This window comes from Bradyrhizobium ontarionense, assembly GCF_021088345.1.
In the GTDB taxonomy this organism is placed as follows: Bacteria; Pseudomonadota; Alphaproteobacteria; order Rhizobiales; family Xanthobacteraceae; genus Bradyrhizobium; species Bradyrhizobium ontarionense.
The window spans coordinates 2,502,532-2,519,911 of sequence record NZ_CP088156.1; the positions used below are offsets into that span (position 1 = coordinate 2,502,532).

Here is a 17,380-nt window from a genome sequence, read left to right on the forward strand (position 1 = left end):
TTGTTCAAATCGATCCGTGTTGTTCGAACTCGTCGTTCGTGATCGGCGGCCGGCGCCGGCCAGCTCTATCGCAGCCGTCAATCGAGTTGCCGCACGATCACCCTGATATCACGATGTCGCCCGCTGAATGCTCGCTTCGCTGACGCCCACCTCGCGTGCCGTGTTCACTATCGCCGCCCAGGTGTCATCGGGCAAGGGTACGCCGTTGGCCGTGCGCTCCGCCCGCATCTTGCGCTCCGGGTCGCCCGGCACCAGCACCTGATCGACGCCGGACACCGGCTTGGTCGCGCGGATGAAATCCGTGTAGCGGGTGATCTCGCCATCGAAGAAGGCGGCGGGGTCGACGACCTTCGGGTCGATGTAGATCGCGAGCATGCCATTGGCAAAGCGCCGGTTCGCCGAGGTCGCCCCCGTCCCGGTCAAGGCGCCGCCGAGCAGCTCGCAGATGAAGGCGAGCCCCGAGCCCTTGTGCTCACCAAACGCCCGGATCGCGCCGGTTCCCTTGGTATGGTCGCGCGTGCCCTCCATCTCATAAGGGCCGTACAGCACGGACGGATCTTCGCTCAGCGTCCCATCGGCATCGATCAGCGCGCCCTTCGGCAGCTTCTTGCCGCCCCGGCTGGCCACCAGCACCTTGCCTTCGGCGACGATCGAGGTCGCAAAATCCAACACGATCGGGTCCTGCCCCTGCCGCGGAATGCCGACGCAGTACGGCGCAGTGGAGAACCGCTTCTCGACGCCGCCATAAGGAGCGACCAGCAGGGAGCCCGCAGCGGTGACGAAATGAATCGACACGAGCCCCTCGGCGGCGGCCATCTCCGCCCAGTCACCGACACGGCCGAGATGACCGGAATTGCGCAGCGCCAGCGCTGCGAGCCCACTCTCCTTGCATCGCTCGATGCCGATCTTCACCGCCTGCGGCGTCACGGTCTGGCCATAACCGAACTTGCCGTCGACGACGACGAGGGACGGCGTGTCCACGACGACCTCAGCCGTCTGATTGGGCACGATCGATCCCATCTTCTTCCAGCGGATATAAACGGGGACCCGGATCACGCCGTGACTGTCATGCCCCGTCAGGTTCGCCGTCGTGAGATAGGTCGCGATCCGGCGCGCTTCTTCCGGCGAGGAGTCGGCGTGTGCGAACAATTCGGCGACGAAATCGATGAGGTTTTCAACCTTGATGGTGACCATGACCAGAACTTCCAGTTAACCCGCTTTGGCATGGCCGCCGAGATAGGCGGCCGCAATGGCTTCGTTGCCCCATAATTCGTCGGGCTTGCCGCCGAGCACGATGCGTCCGGTTTCCAGCACGTAGCCGTAGTCGGCGACCGACAACCCCATGCGCGCATTCTGCTCGACGAGCAAGACCGTGGTGGTGCGCCGGATCTCGGAAATGATGCGAAACACGGCCTGCACGATCACCGGCGCCAGCCCCAGCGACGGCTCATCGAGCAGCAGCAGCTTCGGCTTCGCCATCAGGCCACGGGCGACCGCGACCATCTGCAGCTGGCCGCCGGACAGCGTCCAACCGAGCGCGTTGGAGAAGGCGCGAATGTCGGGAAACAGATCGAACATCGCATCGGCCTCATCGGACAATTGCTTCTTCGGCGCGCGCCGGTTCGAGGCGCCGAGCATGATGTTCTCCTTCACGGTCAGACCGGGAAACACCCTGCGACCTTCCGGCACATGCGAGATGCCGAGCCGCACGATCGCCTCGGGCCCGAGGCCCGCGATCGACTTGCCGTCGAACAGGATCTCGCCTGCGGCCGGCTTGGCGAGGCCGGAGATCGCACGCAAGGTGGTCGACTTGCCGGCACCGTTGGCGCCGAGCAACGTCACGACCTTGCCCTGCTCGACGCTGAAGGAGACGCCGCGCAGCGCCTCGATTTCTCCATAGCGAACGACGAGGTCGCGGATGTCCAACAGCGCCATCATTCGCTCCCGAGATAGGCGGAGACAACGTCGGGATGACGCAGCACCGCCATCGACTCGCCGTCCGCGATGCGGCGTCCGAAATTGAGCACGGTGATGTGCTGGGCGGCCTCCGACACCAGGGTCATGTCGTGATCGATGATCAGGATGGTGAGCCCCTGCGCGGCGATCCGCTTCAACAGCTCGTGCAATTCGAGCTTCTCGGTCGAGTTGAGGCCCGCCGCTGGCTCGTCGAGCAGGAGCAGGGTCGGATTGGAAGCGAGTGCCCGGGCGATCTCGATCAGGCGCTGATGGCCATAGGAGAAGCTCGTGATCGGCTCGTTCGCGCGGCTGCCGAGTCCGACGAAGGTCAAGGCCTCCATCGCGCGCTCGGTGAGCGCAGCGCCGCCCCCTGCCCCGATCATTGTATTGCCGGGACGCTCGGCGCCGATCTCGACATTTTCCAGTGCGGTCATCGAGCGGAACAACCGGATGTTCTGGAACGTGCGGCCAAGCCCGGCCGCCGTGCGCTGATGCGGCGGCATCGTCGTGATGTCGACGCCGTCGAGCACGATCCGACCCGAGGTCGCCTTGTAGAGTCCGGACAGAACGTTCAGCGTCGTGGTCTTGCCTGAGCCGTTCGGCCCGATCAAAGCATGGACGCCACCGCGTCTGACCGCGATGTCGACATTGTCGACCGCTTTCAGTCCGCCGAAATGCTTCGACAGTCCCTGCACCTCCAGCACGATGCCGCCGCCGACCGCCGCCGGCTTGAGCTGCAGCGGCTTGGTCGCGGGCGACGTCTTGATCTTCGTGCGCCATTTGTCCAGCGCCGCAGCGACGAAGCCCCAGATGCCATCCGGCATGAAGCGGATGATCAGGATCACGAACAGGCCATAGATCGCCAGATAAAGGCCCGGCACGCTCTTCAGGAAGCGCAGCCATTCCGGGATCAGGATCAGGAGACCGGTGCCGATCGCAGATCCGATCGGCGAGGCCACGCCGCCGAGCAGCGACATGGTCAGGAACACGATCGATTCCGCGAAGGAGAACTGATCCGGACTGACATAGGCAAAGCCGCCGGCAAACAGACCGCCGGCGAGCCCACCCAGCGCGGCACAGATCGCGAAGGCGTAGACCTTGGTTCTGAAGACATCGATGCCGTTGACGCCAGCGGCCAGCTCGTTGTCGCGGACCGCCCGCATCGCGCGGCCGAGCTTGGTATCCGGAAGATGCCAGACTAGGTAGCCTACGATGGCCAGCATCGCGACGCAGAAGGCGAGATAGCCCTGCGAGGTCGTAAACAGCGCCGGACGGCCGATCCTGGAGACGCCGTCGGGTCCATGGGTCAGCCAGATCGCGTTGATCATGACCAGCGTCACGATCTGCTGGAACGAGATCGTCACCATCGCAAGGTAGTGCCCGCCGAGCCGCAGGGTCGACATGCCCAGGAATGCCCCAGCCGCCAGCGCGACGAGACACCCCACGCCAAGGCACAACCAGTAGTTCATCTGCAGGTCGGTGGTGCCGATCCCGACCGCATAGGCGCCGAAGCCGAAGAATGCGGCCTGCGCCAGGTTGATCTGGCCGCACAGGCCGAGCACCACCGAGAGCCCGAATACCGCGATCGAGAACGTCGTCGCCTGCATCAGGATGTTGAGGACATAGCCGTCGAACTGCATGGTTGCGGCCAGCGCCACGACGATCGCCGCAGCGATGAAGTACGGCGCGTGCCTGACGAATGCGGGCCTCGTGCTGACGGCGGGCGCTGCGGCCGGCATGTTTTCGCTCCCCACGCTCATGCCTTCTCCGCCACGCGTTCGCCGAAGATGCCCTGCGGCCGGAAGACCAGGAAGGCGACCAGCACCAGGAAGGCAAAGCCATCCTTGTACGGAACGGACACGTAAGCCGCGCCGAACGTCTCGATGACGCCGAGTGCGAGCCCGCCGATGATTGCGCCGGCGACGTCGCCGAAGCCGCCGATGATGGTGGCCGCAAACGCCTTCAGCGCGATGGTCGAGCCCATCTGGATCGAGACGAACAGGATCGGCGCCACCAGGATGCCGGCGAGCCCGCCGAGCACCGCCGAATAGATGAAGGTGATCATGATCATGGTGGAAACGGAGATGCCGAGCAGCGAGGCCATCTCCTTGTCCTGCGACGTCGCCTGCAGCTTCTTGCCGAGCATCGTGTGCTCGAAGAACCAGTAATTGAAGATGACGAGCGCGATCGTCACGGCGATGATCAGAAGATACTGGCTGTCGAGGTAGACCGGCCCGAGCTGAATGCCGGGCGTCTCGAACCAGCCCTGCAGCACCTGCGGCTGCGGGCCGTAGATCGCAAGCACCGAGTTGGCGAGCAGGATCGAGGCGCCGATGGTCGCAATGATCACCGGCAGATAGGTGCGGTGCCGCAGCGGATAATAGACGCCGAGATTGAAGATCACGCCGAGCAGCGCCATGCCCACCAGAGCGAGCACGAAGGACAGCCAATACGGCAGTCCCATTTCGACGCACACGACCATCAGATAGGCCGCCACCATGGAGAACTCGCCTTGCGCGAAGTTCACCACATTAGTGGCGCGGAAGATCAGCACGAATCCGAGCGCGACCAGCGCGTAGACGGCGCCGATGCCGATGCCCGTAAACAGCAATTGGAGAACGAGATCCATCACAGACCGACGATGGTGAGAGGAGCCGAAACGCGGTTGCGTCGGAGGCGGCCTCCCCGGCGACAAGCCAGGGAGGCGCGCGGCTTTGGTCAGTCGTTGAACTCGATATGCTTGTCGAAGACGATCGTGCCCTTCTCGTTCCGCACGATATTGTAGCCGTGCAGCCCATCGCCGTTCTGGTCGAAATTATACTCGCCTTCGGCACCCGGGAACTTCTTGATCGCCAGGATCGCCTCGCGCACCTTCACGGCATCGGTCGAGCCGGCTTTGTTGATCGCTGCCGCGAGCACGGTCACGGCGTCATAGGGCCACGAGCTCTGGTTGTCCGGCGCTACCTTGGCGAGGTCTCGATAGACCTTGCCGAAAACCTTCGAACCCTCGCTCGACTCCTCGGCATAGTCGGCGACGCCAAAGGTCCCGTACAGCGCCGGGCCGGCGAGCTTCAGCGCCGTGATGTTGACGATCGACGGCGACCCGACCCACGGAATATTGACGCCGAGCTGCCGCAATTGGCGGGCGAAGATGCCGAGATCGTTCTCGAAGGTGAAGTAGGAGCCGAGAATGTCGGCGCCCGACTGCTTGATCGCGAGCACGACCGGGGTGAAGTCCTGGCTCTGGTTGGCATAGCCCTGGTCGAGCACCGCGGGAGCGCCGAGCTTCTCCAGCGCGGAGCTGAGCGCCTTGCCGCCGGCGGTTCCGAAGGCGTCGGTGGAGTGCAGCACCGCCCACTTCTTCTTGCCGAGCACGTTGACGCCATAATCGGCGATCACGCGCCCCGAGTAGCTGTCATTGGGACGGAAACGGAACAGCCACTGATTGCCCATGTGCGTGAGCGTCGGATCGGTGCCGCCGATCATCACCGGCTTGCCGAGCTTCATCACGTCGGGTGAAATCGCGTGGACCTGGGTCGAGCGGATCGAACCGAGGAAAGCCACGATGTCGGACTGCGCGGCCAGCTTGGAGAAGGCCAGCACGATGCCGGGATTGGTGGTCTGGTCGTCCTCGATGATCAGTTCGGCCTGCTTGCCGAGAATACCGCCGGCCTTGTTGACGGCTTCCAGCGCGAGCTTGGCGCCCTTGATCGCGTAGCCGCCGGATTCCGCCGCCGGCCCCGTGACCGGTGCGCACATGCCGATCTTGATGGTCGCGGCCTGCGCGCGGGCGCTGGTGATGACGGCGGGGGCTGCAAGGCCGGCGGCGATGCCGGCCGCGAATTCGCGTCTCGTGAGCTTCATAGATTCCTCCCTGACCGCAATTCTTTCGCGGCTTATTATGTACCCGGCTTGTTATATGGCCGTCTCATGTGCTCGGCGTCTCTACAGGACCACGAGCTCCTGTGCTTGTTTAAGGACTCTTGTCCCATCCGTAAATTGATATCGCGGCAACTTCATAGGTCGCCACCAGTTTCGTTGCCACGGCGATGACAATCGGGTCTCCGGCGCCTTCATCATGCCTAACACCTATGCACGAGCTATGCGTCACCTTCCTATGCTCATGCAAATTTGCTCTCACACGTCACCCGCCTCTTCCGACTCGCCGAATTCCGCGAGACTGCCCTCCAGCTCCGCGAGCATTTTTTGCAGCGCGGCAAGCTTGCGAACGCCATAGCGGCTGGCGATGGACGCATAGATCGCCTCCGAACCAGGCGCGACCTGCGCGATCAACTTCATGCCCCTCGTGGAAATCGACAGCACACCCCTGCGCATGTCGCGCGTGTCGACCTCGCGCTGGATCAGGCCGCGCGCCTCGAGATCGCGCAGGATTCGCGACAGGCTGGGACCGAGCAGGAATGCGACGCGCGCCAGCTCCGTCACCTCGATGGCATCGACCGCCGCCAGCGCGCGCAGGATGCGCCATTGCTGCTCGGTCAGCCCATGCTCGCGCAGACTGGGGCGGAATTGCCGCATCACCGCCTCACGCGCGCGCAACAGCGCCATCGGCAGCGATTGCGAGAAGTCGCGCATCGGCACCTGGCGCATGCGCTTCGCTGTTGGCCTCGCGCCTCTGGCCCTGGTCTCGCTCATCTCACCACCCCAGCCGCCCAGATATTTGCACCGCAACAAATGTCGTTTGGATTTGCCGACAGAAACTTAACATGTTAATCATCTGCCGCCAGCTCTTTTCCGAGGGATCCTCTCATGCCCCTGACGAACGACCAGATTCACAGCTGCGCGCTGCGCCTGGATCAGGCCGAGAAGAGCCGCCGCCAGATCAGGCAGCTCTCTCAGGAGTTTCCCAGCATCACCGTCGCGGACGCCTACGCGATCCAGCAGGCGTGGATCAACCTCAAGGTCGCCGAGGGCCGGATCATCAAGGGGCACAAGATCGGTCTCACGTCGAAGGCGATGCAGAGCGCGCTGAACATCGATGAGCCTGACTCCGGCGTGCTGCTCGATGACATGTTCTTTGCCGATGGCGGGCTCGTGCCGTCTGACCGCTTCATCGCGACGCGCATCGAGGCTGAGCTCGCCTTCGTCATGAAGCACCGCCTCTCAGGGCCGGACTGCACGCTGTTCGACGTGCTCAACGCGACCGATTTCGTCGTGCCGGCATTGGAGATTCTCGACACGCGGATCGAGCGCGTCGATCCCGAGACCAAGGCGACGCGCAAGATCTTCGACACCATCGCCGACAATGCGGCGAATGCCGGCATCGTGCTCGGCGGCCGGCCGCTGCGGCCGCTCGACGTCGACCTGCGCTGGATCGGCGCGCTCTGTCATAAGAACGGGCAGTTGGAAGAGACAGGCCTGGCCGCCGGCGTGCTGAACAACCCGGCGACCGCCGTGGCCTGGCTTGCCAACAAGATCGCCGTTCACAGCCTCGCACTGGAACCGGGACAGGTGGTGCTGGCGGGCTCCTTCATCCGGCCGATCGAGGCCCGCCAGGGCGACACCATCCAGGCCGACTACGGTCCCTACGGGACGGTGAGCTGTTATTTCGCCTGACGCCTGCTCCGGAGCGACCGCACCATGCCGCATTTCAGCATCGAATACTCAGCCAATCTCGATTCGCGTCTCGATATGAGCGAGGTTTGTGAGATCGTCCGCAAGGCCGCCAGCGAGACCGGCATCTTTCCGACCGGCGGCATTCGCGTCCGCGCGATCCGCTGCGAGCACTATGCGGTTGCCGACGGCAAGTCCGACTACGGCTTCCTCGCGATGCTGCTGCGACTCGGCGAAGGCCGCGACCTCGCGGCGCGCAAGACCGCGGGCGCGCACGTCTTCAAGGCGCTGTCGGCCCATCTCGATCCGGTCTTCGCGAACAGCAAGTTCGCACTGTCTTTCGACATGCAGATCAACGACGCCGCGACCAGCTGGAAACGCAACAACATCCACGACGCCCTGAAAGCGGAGGCATCCCATGGATAAGGCCACTCCAAAAGCCGACATCTACAAAGCCAATCTCGACCGCGCCGTCCCCCTGCTCGCCAAGCTGAAGGACGAGGGCATCGGCCACTTCATCGATGGCAAGGTCGTGCCGGCGATCTCGGGCGCGACGTTCGAGACGAAATCCCCGATCGACGGCACCGTGCTGGCCAAGGTCGCGCGCGGCAATGCCGAGGATATCGACCGCGCCGCGACGGCGGCATCGCTGGCCTTCAAATCATGGCGCGACATGGCGCCCGCCATGCGGCGCAAGTTGTTGCATCGCCTGGCCGACGCGATCGAAGCCAATGCCGAGGACATCGCTGTCCTCGAATGCATCGACACCGGGCAAGCCTACCGCTTCATGGCCAAGGCCGCGCTCCGGGCCGCCGAGAACTTCCGGTTCTTCGCCGACAAATGCATGGAGGCCCGCGATGGCCAGAGCACGCCGAGCGATGAGCATTGGAACATCTCGACCCGGGTGCCGATCGGCCCCGTGGGCGTGATCACGCCGTGGAACACGCCGTTCATGCTGTCGACCTGGAAGATCGCGCCGGCGCTCGCGGCCGGCTGCACGGTCGTGCACAAGCCGGCGGAGTGGTCGCCGATCACGGCGCAATGGCTCGCGAAGCTCGCCAAGGAGGCCGGCATTCCCGATGGCGTGCTCAACACCGTCCACGGCTTCGGCGAAGAGGCCGGCAAGGCGTTGACCGAGCATCCCGCGATCAAGGCCATCGGCTTCGTCGGCGAGAGTTCGACGGGATCTGCGATCATGGCGCAGGGCGCACCGACCTTGAAGCGTGTGCATTTCGAGCTCGGCGGCAAGAACCCGGTCATCGTGTTCGACGATGCCGATCTTGAGCGCGCGCTCGATGCGGTCGTGTTCATGATCTACTCGCTCAATGGGGAGCGCTGCACCTCGTCCAGCCGGCTGCTCGTTCAGCAGAGCATCGCCGAGACCTTCACGGCCAAGCTCGCCGCCCGCGTGCGCGCGCTGAAGGTTGGCCATCCGCTCGATCCGGCCACAGAGATCGGGCCGCTGATCCATGAGCGGCATCTCGCCAAGGTTTGCTCCTATGTCGACATCGCGCGCCAGGACGGCGCGATCATCGCCGTCGGCGGCAAGCCGTTCGATGGTCCGGGCGGCGGCCACTATGTCGAGCCGACGCTGGTCACCGGCGCGAGCCAGACCATGCGTGTCGCCCAGGAGGAGGTATTCGGGCCGTTCCTGACCGTGATCCCATTCCGCGACGAGACGGACGCGATCGCGATCGCCAATGACGTGCAATACGGCCTCACCGGCTACGTCTGGACCAACGACATGGGCCGGGCACTGCGCGTCGCCGACGCGCTCGAGGCCGGCATGATCTGGCTGAACTCGGAGAATGTCCGCCATCTGCCGACGCCGTTCGGCGGCATGAAGGCGTCCGGAATCGGCCGCGACGGCGGCGACTATTCGTTCGACTTCTACATGGAGACGAAGCACGTCTCGCTCGCGCGCGGCACCCACAAGATCCAGCGGCTCGGCGTGTAAGGACAGATGCCCATGACCTCCCCTCGCCTCGCCACCTATGCCGTCGACGGCTCGGTCCGCTACGGATTGGCGACCGACAACGGCCTCGTCGATCTCTCCGCGCTCTTTGCCAAGGACTATCGGACCCTGCGCGAGGTGATCGCAGCGGGCGCCCTGCCGCGGCTGATCGATGCCGCCTCCAGGCTTTCGCCCGATCACGATCTCGACGCGATCACTTGGCTGCCGCCGATCCCCTCGCCGGAGAAGATCATCTGCATCGGCGTCAACTATCCCGATCGCAACGCCGAGTACAAGGACGGCCAGGACGCGCCGAAATATCCGTCGATGTTCATGCGGGCACCGCGCTCCTTCATCGGCCATGAGACACCGCTGGTGCGCCCGCGCGCCTCGCCGCAGCTCGACTACGAAGGCGAGCTCGTGCTGATCATCGGCAAGGCCGGCCGTCATATCCCGGAAAGCCAGGCGCTCGATCACATCGCGGCGCTCACGCTCTGCAACGAGGGCACGATCCGCGACTGGGTGCGACACGCCAAGTTCAATGTGACCCAGGGCAAGAACTTCGACTCGGCCGGCAGCCTCGGCCCCTGGATCGTGCCCTACACCGATGAGAGCCAGATCGCCGACATCCGGCTGACCACGCGCGTCAATGGCGAGCTGCGCCAGGACGACCGCACGTCGCGGCTGATGTTCGGCTTCCGCTATCTCATCAACTACATCTCGACCTTCACGACGCTGGTGCCCGGTGACGTGATCGTGACGGGCACGCCGACCGGCGCCGGTGCACGGTTCGATCCGCCGCGCTACCTCAAGCCCGGCGACGTCATAGAGATCGCCGCCGAAGGCGTCGGCACGTTGCGCAACGGCGTCGTCGACGAAGCTCTGTAAAATCAGGAACGGAACCTACGCATGACCACCATGACCGGCGGCGAAGCCATCGTCAGCGGGCTCGTTGCCCACGGCGTCGACACCGTGTTCGGCCTGCCCGGCGCGCAGATCTACGGCCTGTTCGACGCGTTCCATCAGGCACAGTTGAAGGTCGTCGGCGCCCGTCACGAGCAGGCCTGCGGCTACATGGCGTTCGGCTATGCCCGCGCGAGCGGCAAGCCCGGCGTGTTCAGCGTCGTGCCGGGTCCAGGCGTACTCAATGCCGGCGCCGCGCTGCTCACCGCCTTCGGCTGCAACGAACCGGTGCTGTGCCTCACCGGCCAGGTGCCGACCGATTATCTCGGCCGTGGCCGTGGCCACCTGCACGAGATGCCCGATCAGCTCGCGACCTTGCGCAGCTTCGTCAAATGGGCCGAGCGTATCGAATATCCTGCTTCAGCGCCGACGCTGGTCGCACGCGCCTTCCAGGAGATGTTGTCGGGGCGACGCGGCCCGACCGCACTGGAGATGCCGTGGGACGTGTTCACGCAGAAGGCCGAAACGGCCGCCGCGAAGCCGCTGCCGCAGTTCACGCCGCCGCAACCCGACCCGGACCGCATCGCCAAGGCGGCCGCGCTGATCACAGGCGCCAAGGCGCCAATGATCTTCGTCGGCGCCGGCGCGATCGAGGCGCGCGAGGAGATCCTCGAACTGGCCGAGATGATCGACGCGCCGGTGGTCGCCTTCCGCTCCGGGCGCGGCATCGTGTCCAATGCGCATGAGCTCGGGCTCACCATGGCCGCGGCCTACAAGCTCTGGCCAACCACGGACTTGATGATCGGAATCGGCAGCCGCATGGAGCTGCCGACCACGTTCCGCTGGCCGTTCAAGCCGGACGGATTGAAGTCGATCCGCATCGACATCGATCCCGCCGAGATGCGGCGCCTCATCGTCGACGCCGGCATCGTGGCCGACGCGAAAGCGGGCACCGCCGCGCTCGCCGCCGCCGTCACCAAGACCGGATATCGCAAGACGTCGGGCCGCCGCGCGGCTATTCGCGAAGCCAGCGCAGCGAGCTTGCAGGAGATCCAGAAGGTGCAGCCGCAGATGGCCTATCTGAACGTGCTGCGCGAGGTGCTGCCGCATGACGCCATCGTCACCGACGAGCTGTCGCAGGTCGGCTTCGCCTCCTGGTACGGCTTTCCCGTCTACGAGCCGCGCACCTTCATCACGTCGGGCTATCAAGGCACGCTCGGCGCGGGCTTTCCGACCGCGCTCGGCGCCAAGGTGGCTCATCCCGACAGACCGGTGGTCGCGATCACCGGCGACGGCGGCTTCATGTTCGCCGTCCAGGAACTCGCGACCGCTGTGCAATACAATATCGGCGTCGTCACCTTGGTGTTCAACAACAACTCTTACGGCAATGTCCGGCGCGACCAGCGCGAGCGCTTCGACGGCCGCGTGGTTGCCTCCGATCTGGTCAATCCGGATTTCGTCAAGCTCGCCGAGTCGTTCGGCGTTTCTGCGAGCCGCGTCACGGGCCCGGATCAGTTCAGGTCCGCACTCGAGACGGCGCTGGCGCATGGCGGGCCGTATCTGATCGAGGTCGAGGTTCCCCGGGATTCCGAGGTGTCGCCCTGGACCTTCATCCATCCGCCGAAGCCGTAGGCCCGATTGGCGCACGGCCGCGCGGAGATCAGCGTCAGGACGGAGACGCGCGCCGTCCCTGCAATCCCACGGCGGCCATCACCAGCAGGCCGGCGCCGGCGACGAGCCAGCAGGCAACGGGCGCCCAGCGCACCAGCGGTGCGTAGTCCGGCAGCTTCTGTAAGCCGCCGGCAACCGCGGCCATCCGCGCGAATGTGGCAAGCGCCAACGCGGAGAACACCAGCCCGGTCTCCTTGCCCTCGGCTCCCCGCGTGCCGATCCAGAGCGCCACCGAAATTGCGCTCATCATCATGCAGCCCCAGGCCGCGCCCGCAATGAACTGCGCAACGATGAGCACATTCAGCGCGCCGGCAATCTCGGCCATGACGATCGCGATCGCGCCAAACAGGCCCGCAATCCCCATCACGATGAGACCGCCGCGACGCTTGACGACCGCGCTGGCGGGAAACAGCGCGATGTTGAAGCCGATCCAGAACACCGGCATCAGCCACGGCAGATCGCCCGGCGTCGCAAGCCGGAGATAGAAGGCCTCGCTGTTGATGCTGAAATGCAGCTGGTAGCCGAGCGCGAGGATCACCATCGCGCCGACGAACAGCATGTGCAGGCGGCCGAAAGGCTTCAGCCCGGCGGGCGCGGATGCCGGCTTGACGGTCGGGCCGCCGTCGCGCGGGACGCGCGACAGGCCGAGCGCGGTCAACAGCAGCACGATTGACGAGATGATGAATGGCAGTTGCGGATCGTGATCGCGCAGCACGATGCCGAGATAGGGCGATACGGCGCCGGCCAAGCCATAGCCGAGCATCACCAGCGCCGCCAGAAACGGAATGCGGGGTCGCGCCGCATGGCGGCCCAGCAAGGTGAGCGGCGGCGCGCGCAGCACCGAGGAGGTGATCGCCCAGATCACGATCAGACCGATGAACATCGCCGGGCTGGATGATGCAGCCACGAATGGCAGCGCGACGAAGGTCGCGCATGACGCCGCAGTCAGCAGTCCGATGAAGATCCCGAACCGCACGGCGACGCGCGCGATGCGATCCGCGGCAATTCCCATCGCCGTATCCGAGAGCGTGAAGATCGCCTGATCCATCATCAGGATCAGGATGACCGCCGACGGCGCGATGCCGACCTGGACCGCGAGCTTCGGCAGATAGATCACATAGGTGGTCCACAGCAGGGTGAACACCAGTTGCAGCAGCGCAAGGTGAAGTCCAAGCCGAGTCGCCGCCGGCGAACGCTCATCCGCAAGTTCGACAATGCTCATAGCCACTCTCCCGGGCGCAGCATAAGGCCAGGGGGGTGTGTTGCAAATGAGCTGAGATCACGGAACGGTCAGCATCAGCGGGCGCGGCGGAACGTCAGATTGACCCGCTGGCGGCCGAGCAGGCCATGCTCGCCGTCGGGGAGCGGCGCCACGCCGTGAAAGGCCAATCGCGCCGGGCCGCCCCAGACGACGATGTCGCCATGAACGAGCCGGTAGCGTTGCGTCTTGTCCGTACGCTTGAGGCCACCGAACAGGAAGGTGGCGGGCAGCCCAAGCGAGACCGAGACGATCGGCGCGCCGATATCGCGCTCGTCGCGATCCTGATGCAGCGACATCTTGGCGCCAGGCTCGTAGCGGTTGATCAGGCAGGCGTCAGGGGCGAAGCGGGGAAAGCCGGCATCGGTTGCGGCCTGCTCGGCGAGCTCACGAAACAGTGGCGGCATCGGTGGCCACGGCTTGCCGCTCTCGGGATCGACCGGATCGTAACGATAGCCGCTGCGGTCAGTCACCCAGCCCAAAGAGCCGCAATTCGTCATCGCCACCGACATCTGATGGCCGCCCGGCGTCACCATGCGGCGGAACGGCGCCTGGGCCGTGATCGCTCCGATCGCGGCAATCAGCTCGGTCTCATGCGGCCGCGCGAAGCCACGCAGGATCACAGCACCCGGCGCGAGCTGTTCGCGGTCCGCGCCGGCCGTCTCGAGTCCATCGAACAGATCAGCCGTCATGCCCCTCACTTCGCATCGTGAAAGATCACGCCCAGCGTATGGCGCCGGCCGGCGCGCAGCCGGCTGACGCCGTGGCGCATGTTGACGCGGTAGCTGCCGCGCGTGCCCTGCACCGGGCGATTGTGGACCGCGAACACCACGGCATCGCCCTGCCGCAGCGGCACCACTTCCGCGCGCGACTGCATGCGCGGCCGCTGTTCGGTCAAGACGAACTCGCCACCCTCGAAATCGCGCCCCGGCTCGGACAGAAGGATTGCGACCTGCAGCGGAAACACGTGCTCACCATAGAGGTCCTGGTGCAGGCAGTTGTAGTCGCCCTCGACATATTGCAGCAGCAACGGCGTCGACCTTGTCTGGCCGGCCTGATGGCAGCGGGCAAGGAACGCTGCGTGCTCGCCCGGGTATTGGACATCGATCCCCATCGTCGCGTTCCAGCGGTTGGCGAACGGGACCAGATGCGCATAGAGCTGAGGCCGCAGCTGCGCGATCGGATCCGGCAGCGGATAGCTGAAATATTTGTACTCGCCGCGGCCGAAGCCGTGCCGCGCCATGACGACGCGGCTGCGAAAGTGGATGTCGTCCGGATAGAGCGCCGCCAACGCGCGACAGTCGTCTGGCCGCAGCAACTGCGTCAATACGGCACAGCCGCGCGCATCGAGCTCGTGTTCGACCAACGCCCAGTCGATCGCGTCGATGCCGGCCGCCGCGGGTGGATCGATGCTCAGAGCAGCCTGCTTGAATGTGGCCATATCGCAAATCCCACCGTGTCATTCCAGGGCGGCGCGAAGCGACGAGCCCGGAATCCATACGCCCGATCGTGGTTATGGATTCCGGGCCTGCGCGCAAGGGCGCGCATCCCGGAATGACGATGGTGTGACAGAAAGGGCCGCGGCGGCCACCCGTTTCCTGGACGTCTTGGCGTCATAGCACCGGAAAGACCCGATGAACCGGAGCGCACTGAACGGAACCAATCTTCTGACGATGCAACGCCCACGCACCAAACGCCTCTTCATCCTGTTCGGCAAGCCGATCCTGGCCGTGCTCTCGATCGCCGTCGTGCTGCGGATTTACGCCGAGGTCTATACGATCTGGTACGCCGAGTATCACCTCGGCGTGCCCACGGAAGCCGAGCTCGCGGCACGTCCTGCCAATGGCCATCTCTGTGTGGACGAAGCTGGAACTCCCTACGTTCCGCTGGCTGACATGCCGCTGCATCTGCGCCAGACTGCCATTGCATCAAATGGCGCCGACTTCCTCACGCGGCCCAATCTCATGCTGCCGGCGATGTTGGCAGCCCTTGTCAAGGGTGACGGACGCCGCCCCGATTCGAGGATCACCTTTCAGGTCACCCGCAATTGCCTGCATGTTCTGGCTCCCGAATGTTGCCGCGGCCTGGACTGGCACGTCGGCAGCCTCGTCTTCATGGGACGTCTCGAGCGGACCCTGTCGCGCGAGCGTATCCTGGAATCGTATTTGAATGACACCTATCTCGGCCGCGGCACCGTTGGCGTCGCAGCCGCGGCCGGCGCGTATTTCGACAAATCCCTGGCTGATCTCAAGGTCGAAGACATCGCTTTTCTCATCGCCCGCTTTCGGTATCCCCCGTACCGCCGTCTGGAGCACAGCGGCCGCGACGTCATCATCGACCGGATGCTGTCCGCCGGCTTCATCGACCAGGCCCAGGCCGCGGCGGCCAAGGCCGCCCCGCTCCCCGCCATCGATCGGCAGCCACGCCATCCCTGATCACCCCTCGCGTTCGATGAGGTCGCGCGGAACACAGAATGTGTGGCCGGTGTAGCGAGCGCCATCGGCGTCTTCGACAGTCGTACCGAATCCAAGCCAATAGTAGCCACAAGCGTCAATGTCACTGACCGCGCATGATTGGCCAATGAAGCCGCGCATCTCCGTTTGCTCGCTCGCGGGCAAGTCATGCAGCAGCCAATCGGGCAAGCCGAGCAGCCTCACACGGTCGCCAACCTGAATGTCATTCGACACCTGAGCAACGTCTCGGCCCGTTCAGCCCCGCACCACGCCCTCAACCCCCGCCGCGATCTCCAGCAGCTTGCGGTCGTTGCCGCCGGACTGCGCCAACATCAGCCCCACCGGGACCTCGCCATGGCGATGCGCCGGCAGCGAGATCGCGCAGCCGTCGATCATGTTGATGAAGGTGCAATTGCGCAGGGCGCGGATGTTCTCGCGCGCGAAGACCTGGTCGTCGGCGAGGTCGGCAATGACAGGCGGCGTGTTGGCGGTGGTTGGCATGACCAGCGCATCGTAGGGCGCGATCCGCGCCGCAGCGCGCGTCACCAAAGACCGGCGACCGTTGAGCATCTCGATGTAGTCAGGCACCGTGATCGCCTCGCCGCGCATGATGCGGACCGAGACGCGCGGGTCGTAGACGTCGCCCTTGGCTGTGAGCAGAAAGCGATGCCAGGCGTAGCTTTCGGCGGCGGCAAAGCCGCCCTTCATGCCGATGATGCCGACGTCAAGGAACTCCGGAAATTCGATACGCTCGATCAGCGCGCCCTGCTTCGCCAGGGTCTCCAGCGCACGCGCAAAGGTGTTGGCGACTTCGGCGTCGAGCTCGTCGAGCACGACGGTCGTGGGCACCGCGAGCCGCAGGCCCTTGACCGGGCGCGCTGCCAGTGGCTGGACCGGCTCGTCGGCCAGCACGGAGTCAAGGACCGCGCAGCATGCGACGGTGTTGGCGAGCGGACCGAAGCTGTCGAGCGAGGTCGACAGCGGCACGCCGCCGTCGAGCGGCACACGGGCCTGCGTCGGCTTGTAGCCGACGATGCCGTTGAAAGCCGCCGGGATGCGGCAGGAGCCGCCGGTGTCGGTGCCGAGCGCGCCATAGGCCATGCGGTCGACGACCGAGACGGCGGCGCCCGACGACGAGCCGCCGGGCACATGGCCGACCTCGCGCTTCCAGGCGCTCTTCGGCGTGCCAAAATGCGGATTGATGCCGATGCCGGAATACGCGAACTCGGTCATGTTGGTGCGGCCGATCACGACGAAGCCGGCCCGGCGCAGCCGCGCCACGACCGGCGCATCGGCCTCCGCGGGCGCGGAGTCTTCTAGGGCGCGCGAACCGGCGCGCGTCACCTGCCCCTTGATGTCGAACAGGTCCTTGACCGAGACCGGAATGCCGGCGAAGGGCGACGGCGCCGCATTGGCCTTGCGCAGCGCGTCCATGCCGTCGGCCGCCGCCAGCGCCGCCTCCTTGTCGACGTGAATGAAAGCGCGCTGCCCTTCTCCGGCCGGATCAGCGATCCGGGCCAGGCATGCCTCAACCAGCTTGCGAGCGGTCGTGCGGCCGGCGGCGAGATCGTCGGCCAGCGCGGCAAGGGTCGGATTTGAAGCGGTCATGGCATC

At 65.3% G+C, this 17,380-nt stretch carries 17 protein-coding genes; 6 read left to right on the forward strand and 11 right to left on the reverse strand.

The genetic code is table 11. The annotated features are described in order from the left end of the window. Positions 1 to 108: 108 nt before the first annotated feature. From LQG66_RS11350 to hpaR, 6 genes are all read right to left on the reverse strand, one after another. Positions 109 to 1,194, reverse strand: coding sequence for a malate/lactate/ureidoglycolate dehydrogenase (locus tag LQG66_RS11350; RefSeq protein ID WP_231326308.1), 1,086 nt, complete (start codon positions 1,192 to 1,194; stop codon positions 109 to 111). Positions 1,195 to 1,209: 15 nt separating this feature from the next. Next, positions 1,210 to 1,935, reverse strand: a complete 726-nt coding sequence (locus LQG66_RS11355) for an ABC transporter ATP-binding protein (protein ID WP_231326309.1) — start codon at positions 1,933 to 1,935, stop codon at positions 1,210 to 1,212. Next, positions 1,935 to 3,716, reverse strand: coding sequence for a branched-chain amino acid ABC transporter ATP-binding protein/permease (locus LQG66_RS11360; protein WP_231326310.1), 1,782 nt, complete (start codon positions 3,714 to 3,716; stop codon positions 1,935 to 1,937). Before LQG66_RS11360 ends, LQG66_RS11355 begins: the two co-directional genes overlap by 1 nt. Further along, on the reverse strand, positions 3,713 to 4,585 hold the full coding sequence (locus LQG66_RS11365) for a branched-chain amino acid ABC transporter permease (protein ID WP_231326311.1): 873 nt from the start codon (positions 4,583 to 4,585) through the stop codon (positions 3,713 to 3,715). Before LQG66_RS11365 ends, LQG66_RS11360 begins: the two co-directional genes overlap by 4 nt. An 89-nt stretch (positions 4,586 to 4,674) precedes the next feature. Further along, a complete protein-coding gene (locus tag LQG66_RS11370; RefSeq protein WP_231326312.1) occupies positions 4,675 to 5,820 on the reverse strand; it encodes an ABC transporter substrate-binding protein in 1,146 nt (381 codons plus the stop codon). Between the two features lie 273 nt (positions 5,821 to 6,093). After that, positions 6,094 to 6,609 carry a homoprotocatechuate degradation operon regulator HpaR gene (gene hpaR, locus LQG66_RS11375; protein ID WP_231326313.1) on the reverse strand — a complete coding sequence of 172 codons (516 nt, stop codon included), beginning with the start codon at positions 6,607 to 6,609 and terminating at the stop codon, positions 6,094 to 6,096. Between the two features lie 114 nt (positions 6,610 to 6,723). Between hpaR and hpaH the strand changes: the two genes are divergently transcribed. Genes hpaH through LQG66_RS11400 form a run of 5 tightly spaced genes read left to right on the forward strand, consistent with a single transcriptional unit; the run spans position 6,724 to position 12,016 of the window. After that, positions 6,724 to 7,530 carry a 2-oxo-hept-4-ene-1,7-dioate hydratase gene (gene hpaH, locus LQG66_RS11380; protein ID WP_231326314.1) on the forward strand — a complete coding sequence of 269 codons (807 nt, stop codon included), beginning with the start codon at positions 6,724 to 6,726 and terminating at the stop codon, positions 7,528 to 7,530. A 24-nt stretch (positions 7,531 to 7,554) separates the two neighbouring features. After that, positions 7,555 to 7,953, forward strand: a complete 399-nt coding sequence (locus LQG66_RS11385; RefSeq protein ID WP_231326315.1) for a 5-carboxymethyl-2-hydroxymuconate Delta-isomerase — start codon at positions 7,555 to 7,557, stop codon at positions 7,951 to 7,953. Then, entirely contained in the window at positions 7,946 to 9,484 is a 1,539-nt protein-coding gene (hpaE, locus tag LQG66_RS11390; RefSeq protein WP_231326316.1) for a 5-carboxymethyl-2-hydroxymuconate semialdehyde dehydrogenase, read from the forward strand. Before LQG66_RS11385 ends, hpaE begins: the two co-directional genes overlap by 8 nt. Before the next feature lie 12 nt (positions 9,485 to 9,496). Continuing rightward, positions 9,497 to 10,369, forward strand: a complete 873-nt coding sequence (locus LQG66_RS11395; protein WP_231326317.1) for a fumarylacetoacetate hydrolase family protein — start codon at positions 9,497 to 9,499, stop codon at positions 10,367 to 10,369. A gap of 21 nt (positions 10,370 to 10,390) precedes the next feature. After that, positions 10,391 to 12,016: a thiamine pyrophosphate-dependent enzyme gene (locus LQG66_RS11400; RefSeq protein ID WP_231326318.1), complete on the forward strand. Its 1,626-nt coding sequence runs from the start codon at positions 10,391 to 10,393 to the stop codon at positions 12,014 to 12,016. 34 nt (positions 12,017 to 12,050) lie between these two features. Here LQG66_RS11400 and LQG66_RS11405 read toward each other — a convergent pair whose 3' ends face one another. The 3 genes from LQG66_RS11405 to LQG66_RS11415 all read right to left on the reverse strand — a co-directional run bounded on the left by LQG66_RS11405 (position 12,051) and on the right by LQG66_RS11415 (position 14,754). Continuing rightward, positions 12,051 to 13,277 carry an MFS transporter gene (locus LQG66_RS11405; RefSeq protein WP_231326319.1) on the reverse strand — a complete coding sequence of 409 codons (1,227 nt, stop codon included), beginning with the start codon at positions 13,275 to 13,277 and terminating at the stop codon, positions 12,051 to 12,053. A gap of 74 nt (positions 13,278 to 13,351) precedes the next feature. Continuing rightward, positions 13,352 to 14,005 (reverse strand): DNA oxidative demethylase AlkB, encoded by a 654-nt coding sequence (alkB, locus tag LQG66_RS11410; RefSeq protein ID WP_231326320.1) that lies wholly within the window; start codon positions 14,003 to 14,005, stop codon positions 13,352 to 13,354. Positions 14,006 to 14,010: 5 nt separating this feature from the next. Beyond that, on the reverse strand, positions 14,011 to 14,754 hold the full coding sequence (locus LQG66_RS11415; protein WP_231326321.1) for a 2OG-Fe(II) oxygenase: 744 nt from the start codon (positions 14,752 to 14,754) through the stop codon (positions 14,011 to 14,013). A gap of 289 nt (positions 14,755 to 15,043) precedes the next feature. Here LQG66_RS11415 and LQG66_RS11420 point away from each other — a divergent pair, with 289 nt between their 5' ends. Beyond that, positions 15,044 to 15,748: a transglycosylase domain-containing protein gene (locus LQG66_RS11420; protein ID WP_231326322.1), complete on the forward strand. Its 705-nt coding sequence runs from the start codon at positions 15,044 to 15,046 to the stop codon at positions 15,746 to 15,748. Here LQG66_RS11420 and LQG66_RS11425 read toward each other — a convergent pair whose 3' ends face one another. Together LQG66_RS11425 and LQG66_RS11430 are read right to left on the reverse strand one after the other, a co-directional pair. Beyond that, a complete protein-coding gene (locus tag LQG66_RS11425; RefSeq protein ID WP_231326323.1) occupies positions 15,749 to 16,000 on the reverse strand; it encodes a hypothetical protein in 252 nt (83 codons plus the stop codon). A 21-nt stretch (positions 16,001 to 16,021) separates the two neighbouring features. Next, entirely contained in the window at positions 16,022 to 17,374 is a 1,353-nt protein-coding gene (locus tag LQG66_RS11430) for an amidase (protein WP_231326324.1), read from the reverse strand. Positions 17,375 to 17,380 lie beyond the last annotated feature (6 nt).